Here is a 7,029-nt window from a genome sequence, read left to right as displayed (position 1 = left end):
AGAGGAAAAAGATGTGGCAAAGAAGTTCCGGGAGGCTTCCGAAATCTACGGGAATAATCAGGATGCGTTGCAGCTGAGAGCCATGAATATGGTCTATGAAGGAATCCGCCATAAAAGCTCTCTGATGATCCTGCCGTCCTCGGCTCTGGACAGCAGGAATCTGGGGACTACCATGGGAATGGCTGCCATGCATCAAAATAACGAGATACTTAAGGAATCTGCCGATCAACACGGCGGAAATGAGACAGGAGGAGTATCATCATGATCAATATTCAAGGTGTAAAGAAAACCTATAAGGCCGGCGACAGTGAAGTCAAAGCTCTCCGGGGTGTGAATCTTGTCATTGATAAGGGAGATTTTCTCTCCATCGCCGGCCCCTCGGGATCCGGGAAAACGACACTGTTGAATCTGATCGGCTGTATTGATACGGTAGATGAAGGCAATATCATCATCGAAGACAGGGAAGTCACAGGACTGTCCAAAGATGAGAAGACCAGTTTCAGACGTGAGAAACTAGGGTTCGTCTTTCAGAGCTACAATCTGATTCCTGTTCTGACCGCCTATGAGAATGTGGCCTTCTCCCTGCAGCTTCTGGGATTGAAGGATCCTGAGATCAAAGAACGAACCATGAATCTTCTTAAGGAAGTGGGCCTGACCGGGATGGAAAACAGAAGACCCTCCCGCCTTTCGGGGGGGCAGCAGCAGCGGGTCGCCGTGGCCCGGGCTCTTATTAAGAACCCCCTGATTGTCCTGGCGGATGAACCTACTGCCAACCTTGATTCTCATACGGGAGAAGAGATCCTGAAGCTGATGAATGTCATGAATGAAAAGCTTGGGACTACTTTTATATTTTCAACCCATGACAAAATGGTTATGGAATATGCGGGACGCCTTGTTAATATTCATGATGGAGAGATCAGCTCTGACGTAAGGAGGCCGTGATGACCTTTTTACCGCAGATGGCAGTGAAAAATCTGTTTCGATACGGACGTCGAACCCTGATTACCGCTTCGGCCATTGCCATTGGTATCACCGCCTTTATCCTAATGGACTCGGTACTCAAAGGGATCGGTCAGGATTCGGAGAGGAATCTTATCTGGTATGAAACAGGGTCTGCCGCCTTCTTCCATCCTGAGTACTGGGAAGATAGAAGTTACATGCCTCTGGACCGTCCCGTGGAACAGTCGGGAGAGCTCGTCGATGCATTGAGAAGCCGTCATATTGAGGCGTCTCCCAGGATCGAGTTCGGGGGAGATTTGATCATCTATAAAGATCCTTTTCCGGAAGATGGAAATTTGCAGGTCCGGGTCACTGCCATTGATGTAGATCATGACAGTGATGTGTTTAAGATAAAAGACAATGTGGCCAGGGGACGCTATCTGGAAGCAGGAGAAGAGGGGCTGCTTATGGGGCAGTGGCTTGCCAGGGATATGGGTGCCGATGTGGGTTATGAAGTCACCATTGTCACCAGAACCATCGACGGTTATTACCAGACCATGGATCTCACCATCGTCGGTATTCTGGAAAGTGAAAACCCTATCGTGAACCGTTATGGGATGTATGTTCCCCTGGACACGGCCCGTTATGCCCTGGATATGGATGACAGGGCCACGGGAGTCTACATCTCATTACCCCGGGGGGAGGAAGAAACCATTGCCCTGAAAAAATTGGCTCCTCTGGCGGCAGAAAAAGGCTTGAGTCTGGTGGACTGGCGGGTGATGGGGGCCGATTTTGTCGCCCTGGCTGAAGCCAAAAAATCCGGCAGTTCTGTGGTCCTTTACCTTGTCTTTCTAATAGCCGCTGTTGGCATTTCCAATACGATCCTGATGTCCATCTTCGAAAGAGTCCGTGAACTGGGAATGATGAGGGCTCTGGGTATGAAGGACAGATCTATCCGCATTCTATTTCTGATGGAAGCCGCAGGCATCGGCCTGATGGGATCTATAGGGGGAGTCATTCTGGGAGCCCTGGCTAATATTCCGCTGGTGAACAAGGGTATTGACTATTCCGAACTCCTGGAACAAGGAGACATGGGGTACAGGATTTCGAGCATTATGTACGGGACCTGGGATACCGCCACTTTTATGACAGCCTTTTTCATTGGACTTTTCATGGCTGTTCTCGTTGCCTGGCTGCCTACGAGACGGGCCCTCAAATTGGGAATCCCCGTATGTCTCAGATACAATTAAGGCCCTTAGGCCTTTTGCACCCTTAGGCCTTAATAAAATAATCACCAAGGCCCTTCGGCCTTTAGCAAATAATCACCAAGGCTCTACAGAGCCTTGGTAGGAAAGACCATTTAGAGCCTTGGTAGGTTTAGGGATAGGATTCAAGTAAGGAGTTGTTCATGAAACTGGGATCAATAGCATTCCGGAATATATTCCGAAATATCAGAAGAAGTCTCTTATCGGCTTCCGCCATTGGAGTGGCCGCATTGAGTATCGTGCTGCTTTATTCCCTGCTGGAAGGTATGAAGGAAGATATGCAGTACAATCTGCAGACCTACATCACCGGGGCCGTTCGCATTCGCAATGCTGAATTTTCAAAAAATGAGCGTCTGAATCCTCTTCATCTGACTGTGGAAGATCCCGAGTCTCTGATGAAGATGCTTCAGGAAGAGGAGGGGGTGACGGGGATCAGTCCGCGCATCAGCTTTCCCGCACGGATCTACAAAGATGAAGAAAACTTCAATGCCCTGGGAATGGGAGTCAATTTTGATACAGAAATTTTCTACCAGGATCTGGGTCCGGAAGTCATCAAAGAGGGCCGTCTTCCTGAGACGGGTAAAAATGAGGCTCTCATCGGTTATAAACTGGCACAGAAGGTGGGAGTCGGTGTAGGTGACAAGATGACTATCCTCTCTATCACAGCCGCCAGAGGAACCAATGCCATCACTTTTGTCCTCACAGGGTTGGCTGCTTTTCCATTAGGCTCTTTGAACGAAACAGTCTTTTATGCACCTCTGGACCGGGTTCAGTACTTTTTGCGCATGCCTGGTCAGGTACAGGAGATCCTGGTGAAAACGGATAATAATACAGACCCGGTTCTGGTTGCAGCCTCTATGAAGGAAAAATCGGGAGTCTCCCCAGACCTTGAAATCATGGACTGGACGGCTATCAGTACTACCTATTCCATGATTGAAATGGCCTCAACCATGTATGACATCTTTGCTCTGTTCTTCTTTGTTCTGGGCTGCTCAGTCATTCTGAACACGACGATCATGGTCATTTTTGAGCGAATGAAGGAAATCGGGACACTGGCAGCCATGGGTATGTCAGGAAGGAATCTGGTGAGGCTCTTTTTTCTTGAGTCCCTGTTTATATCGATGATAGGATCCTTTATCGGAGTCTCACTGGGAATCATAATCACTCAGATTCTCCATACCACGGGCATTAATCTGGGCGCAGCCATGGAGGGTGTCGATTTTGATATTTCTACTGTCATCTATCCTAAACTGAGTCTGAAGTCCACCGTGTTTGTATTTATATATTCTGTTGCTGTGGCCTCATTCACATCAATTTTCCCCTCACGGAAAGCAAGCCGGATAGAACCGGTAGAAGCCCTGAGGGCAGTTTAACTGGAGGTTAAATATGAGAAAAGTAAAGACTATAAAGCGGACTGTCCTTATTCTGGGATTCCTGTTCCTGATGCCTGTTTTGCTGGCTGCCCAGACGGCAGAAGAGATCGTAGTTAAAATGGACGATCTGCAGAGATTCGATTCGATGCAGAGCAGGGGTTCCCTGATCACCAGGGACCGCTTCGGAACCAAAACCATTACATTTATCAGTTGGTCTGAAGGGAGCAGTGATTTCCTCATCGAATTCACCAGTGCCGCCGAGGCGGGGCAGAAAATCCTGAGAACCTCGGATGAACTCTTTTTATACTTCCCTGATGCGGAAGAAGTCATCCGTCTTCAAGGGGCGGCTCTGCGTCAGTCTATGATGGGTTCAGATATTTCCTATGAGGATATGACCGAAGGGAATAACACTCTGGATAAGTATGATGTAAAACTGGTTGGGGAAGAAAGAGTCGAGGGGAAAAACTGCTTTGTCATCGAAATGACAGCTAAGAGCCGAAACGTTCCCTATACGAAACAGACCATCTGGGTCGTGAAAGACAGCTATATTCCCCAGCAGGTTCAGTATTTCTCAAAATCGGGAAAACTCCTGAAAGAGATGCGTGTCCTGGGATTCATGGAAGTGGATGGTAAGGTCATCATTTCAAGGATGGTTCTGGAGGATAAACTGAAGAAAAACTCCAGTACCGAGATGATTCTGGACGAAGCGAAAGCCAATATCAAACTGGCATCAGACTTCTTCTCTCTGGATCAACTTTCCTGGTAGCACTTTTTGACTTTCTGCCGGGCCTCTGAATCAGTGATCCCGGTTTTCAAATCAAGGAGCAAAGAATGAATTTTATCAGGTCTCTGGCCATCAAGAACCTGCTCCGGTATAAGAAAAGAACCCTCATCACGGCGGCAGCTCTTTCCATCGGTATTGCCGTCTATATTCTTATGGATTCCCTGGTGGCTGGCAGCATGGAAATTTCGGAACAGAATCTGATTCGATATGAAATGTCTCACGGAAGAATCACCACAGAAGAGTACTGGGAGGACCGGGACTACTTTCCACTGGATCAATCTATGGATGACGTAAAGGCCCTGATGGAGATGATTCGGAATCGGAATGGCTTTGAAGTGGTTCCCCGTATCAGTTTTATTGCCGATCTGATCGTATATCAGGACCCTTTTCCGGAAGACGGAAATCTGCAGATCCTTGTGACCGCCCTGGATCCCCTGGAAGACAGTAGAGTCTTTGCTCTGGATGAAACTGTTTCCAGAGGACGCTGGCTTGAATCCGGACAAAACGAGGTGGTTATGGGAGAGTGGCTGGCTCATGATCTGGGGGCGGATCTGGGGTATCCCATGACCCTTGTTACCAGGACCAGGGATGGGTATTACCAGACCATGGATCTGGTGGTAGTGGGAATACTGGACTGTCCCAATCCATCCATTAACAGAACCGGATTCTACATACCTCTGGATACGGCGGATGCGGCCCTGGAACAGAGGGGCGGTGTGACAGAGCTGGCCGTCAAGCTGCCATCGGACAAGGATGTCAATGAGAAAACCACAAACTGGATCAATGATTTTCTGCCGGAGGGGCTGGTGTTTCATACCTGGAGGGATCTGTCAAAGGATTACATAAGCATGTCCAATGGTGACAGATACAGTTCGGTGATTATTCTGTTCCTGGTCTTCATCATCGCCGCCACGGGAGTCTCCAATACTATGCTGATGTCGGTTCTGGAGAGGACCCGGGAACTGGGAATGATGCGGTCCATGGGTATGCATGATAAAGAGATAAAAAAACTGTTTCTCAATGAAGCAGCGGGGATCGGCATCCTCGGTTCTTTGATGGGAGTGGTGGCGGGAGGTCTTGGAAATATTCCTCTGGTGATTAAAGGCATCAGCCTGGACGGCGCCTATGACAGTTTGAATTTCGGATACAGGATCTCAGGAACCATGTGGGGTACCTGGAATCTCTCAACCTTTGCCTTTGCCGTCATAACAGGCTGGTTGATTACGGTTCTTGTATCCAGAATCACCATCAAAAAAGTATTAAATCTATCAATCGTAGATGAACTGAGGCATTACTGATGACTCGGGAGAAAGGATACAGACAATGAAAAAAAATACGACTCTGCTCCTGCTGATATTCATGATATTACCCTTGATTACAGGAGGAGCAGAAAGCCAGGTTCTCTCTGAAATGGAGTTGTATAATACTATTTACAGAGGAGAGGATGAATGGTATTACCTGGGTTCCGGGAATGCTGCTTTGACCTTTCGCTCCGCCCGTGACCCCCATGTTATTGGTCAGACAGAAATTGAATTTTATCCTTTGGATATGACCAATGCTCCTGTCAGTTCTGTGCCGACCCTGCAGGTTAAAAAAGCCTATGTAAAGACCCGGTTGCCCGGATTCAAATTGACCCTGGGCAAAACCAGGTTGGCCTGGGGGGAAGGTGTCGTTTTTAATGCGGCTGATGTTGTCTTCGGCAGCCTGAACCCTGTCCTGGATTTAACACAGACCGAACTGCGGTCCGATACGGCCTGGCTGACAGCTGTGAATGTTCCCCTGGGGAACTTTGCCTTCCTGGAGGGAGTCGTCCTTCCCCCGGCTCTGGATTATGAGAGAGGGGAGGTCAGTTCACTGACCAGTTCATCCATCGGCGGCCGGGCTTATTTCCTGGCGGGAGGAATCAAAGTCGAAGGGGGTTATCTCTACAAGGGTGAGACAAAGGTACAAGCCGATGCCCTGGGCCATCGCCCCTATATCAGCCTGCAGGGTAACTTCGGGCCCGACTGGTACCTTTCCAGTTCTCTGGCTATTCCCACAGATGAACAGAAGCAGAGTCAAAACGCCTCGGGGGACTGGGAAAAAAGCTGGATTTTTTCTTTCGGACTTTTTCACATGCAGGAAATCAATCGAAACAATACTTTGAATCTCAGGCTGGAAACTCTCTGGTTCCCCTATCAGAACTGGGAAAAGAAGGAGTTGAGAGATACCATTTACGGGGTGTACCTCTATCCTGAAATTACCTGGACAACTGCCAGCAGTACCTTCTATTCCCTTCAGTCAGTGATTTCCCCATTGGACGCCTCTGCCATGATCACCGGTGGTGCGGGTTGGAACATTTATCAGGGCTTCTTTCTACTCGGCTATTGTACTTTTCTGGCGGGAGATGAAACCTCTACATTTTCCTGGGACAGGGGAGAGGCCTGGGACCCACTCCAGGACAGGGTCAACGGGTTTTCCTTAATGACCGGGATCAGATATAACTACTAAAACCGGCCCCTCTCATATCACACTCATCGGCTGCGGAAAACACCGCTGCCGGTCATTCTTATTTCTCTGATATGGGTTCCGTCTTTCAGGTTGACATTTCCACTGCCTGTAATTTTAATAAAAGCATCCTCTGCCATCAGTCCGCTGCCGTCAATCTCACCGGATCCAGACGTCTGGA

General features: G+C 48.6%; 6 protein-coding genes and 1 pseudogene. All 7 read left to right on the top strand.

Features of this window, described 5'->3' with window-relative positions:
* Window positions 1-265: pseudogene (locus PF479_RS18690) on the top strand (hypothetical protein); the annotation flags it as partial.
* Entirely contained in the window at window positions 262-942 is a 681-nt protein-coding gene (locus PF479_RS18685; protein WP_298009987.1) for an ABC transporter ATP-binding protein, read from the top strand. The pseudogene PF479_RS18690 and the gene PF479_RS18685, both read left to right, overlap by 4 nt.
* Window positions 942-2,189, top strand: coding sequence for an FtsX-like permease family protein (locus PF479_RS18680; RefSeq protein WP_298009984.1), 1,248 nt, complete (start codon window positions 942-944; stop codon window positions 2,187-2,189). The genes PF479_RS18685 and PF479_RS18680 overlap by 1 nt, the downstream gene beginning before the upstream one ends.
* 158 nt (window positions 2,190-2,347) lie before the next feature.
* A complete protein-coding gene (locus PF479_RS18675; RefSeq protein WP_298009981.1) occupies window positions 2,348-3,577 on the top strand; it encodes an FtsX-like permease family protein in 1,230 nt (409 codons plus the stop codon).
* Between the two features lie 13 nt (window positions 3,578-3,590).
* Window positions 3,591-4,343 (top strand): outer membrane lipoprotein-sorting protein, encoded by a 753-nt coding sequence (locus PF479_RS18670; protein ID WP_298009978.1) that lies wholly within the window; start codon window positions 3,591-3,593, stop codon window positions 4,341-4,343.
* 65 nt (window positions 4,344-4,408) lie between these two features.
* Entirely contained in the window at window positions 4,409-5,659 is a 1,251-nt protein-coding gene (locus PF479_RS18665) for an ABC transporter permease (RefSeq protein ID WP_298009975.1), read from the top strand.
* A gap of 25 nt (window positions 5,660-5,684) precedes the next feature.
* Window positions 5,685-6,851 carry a hypothetical protein gene (locus tag PF479_RS18660; RefSeq protein WP_298009973.1) on the top strand — a complete coding sequence of 389 codons (1,167 nt, stop codon included), beginning with the start codon at window positions 5,685-5,687 and terminating at the stop codon, window positions 6,849-6,851.
* Window positions 6,852-7,029 lie beyond the last annotated feature (178 nt).

This window comes from Oceanispirochaeta sp., from assembly GCF_027859075.1.
Classification (GTDB): domain Bacteria; phylum Spirochaetota; class Spirochaetia; order DSM-2461; family DSM-2461; genus Oceanispirochaeta.
Note: the sequence above shows the minus strand (reverse complement) of the source record. Positions and strands in the feature narration are given on the sequence as shown.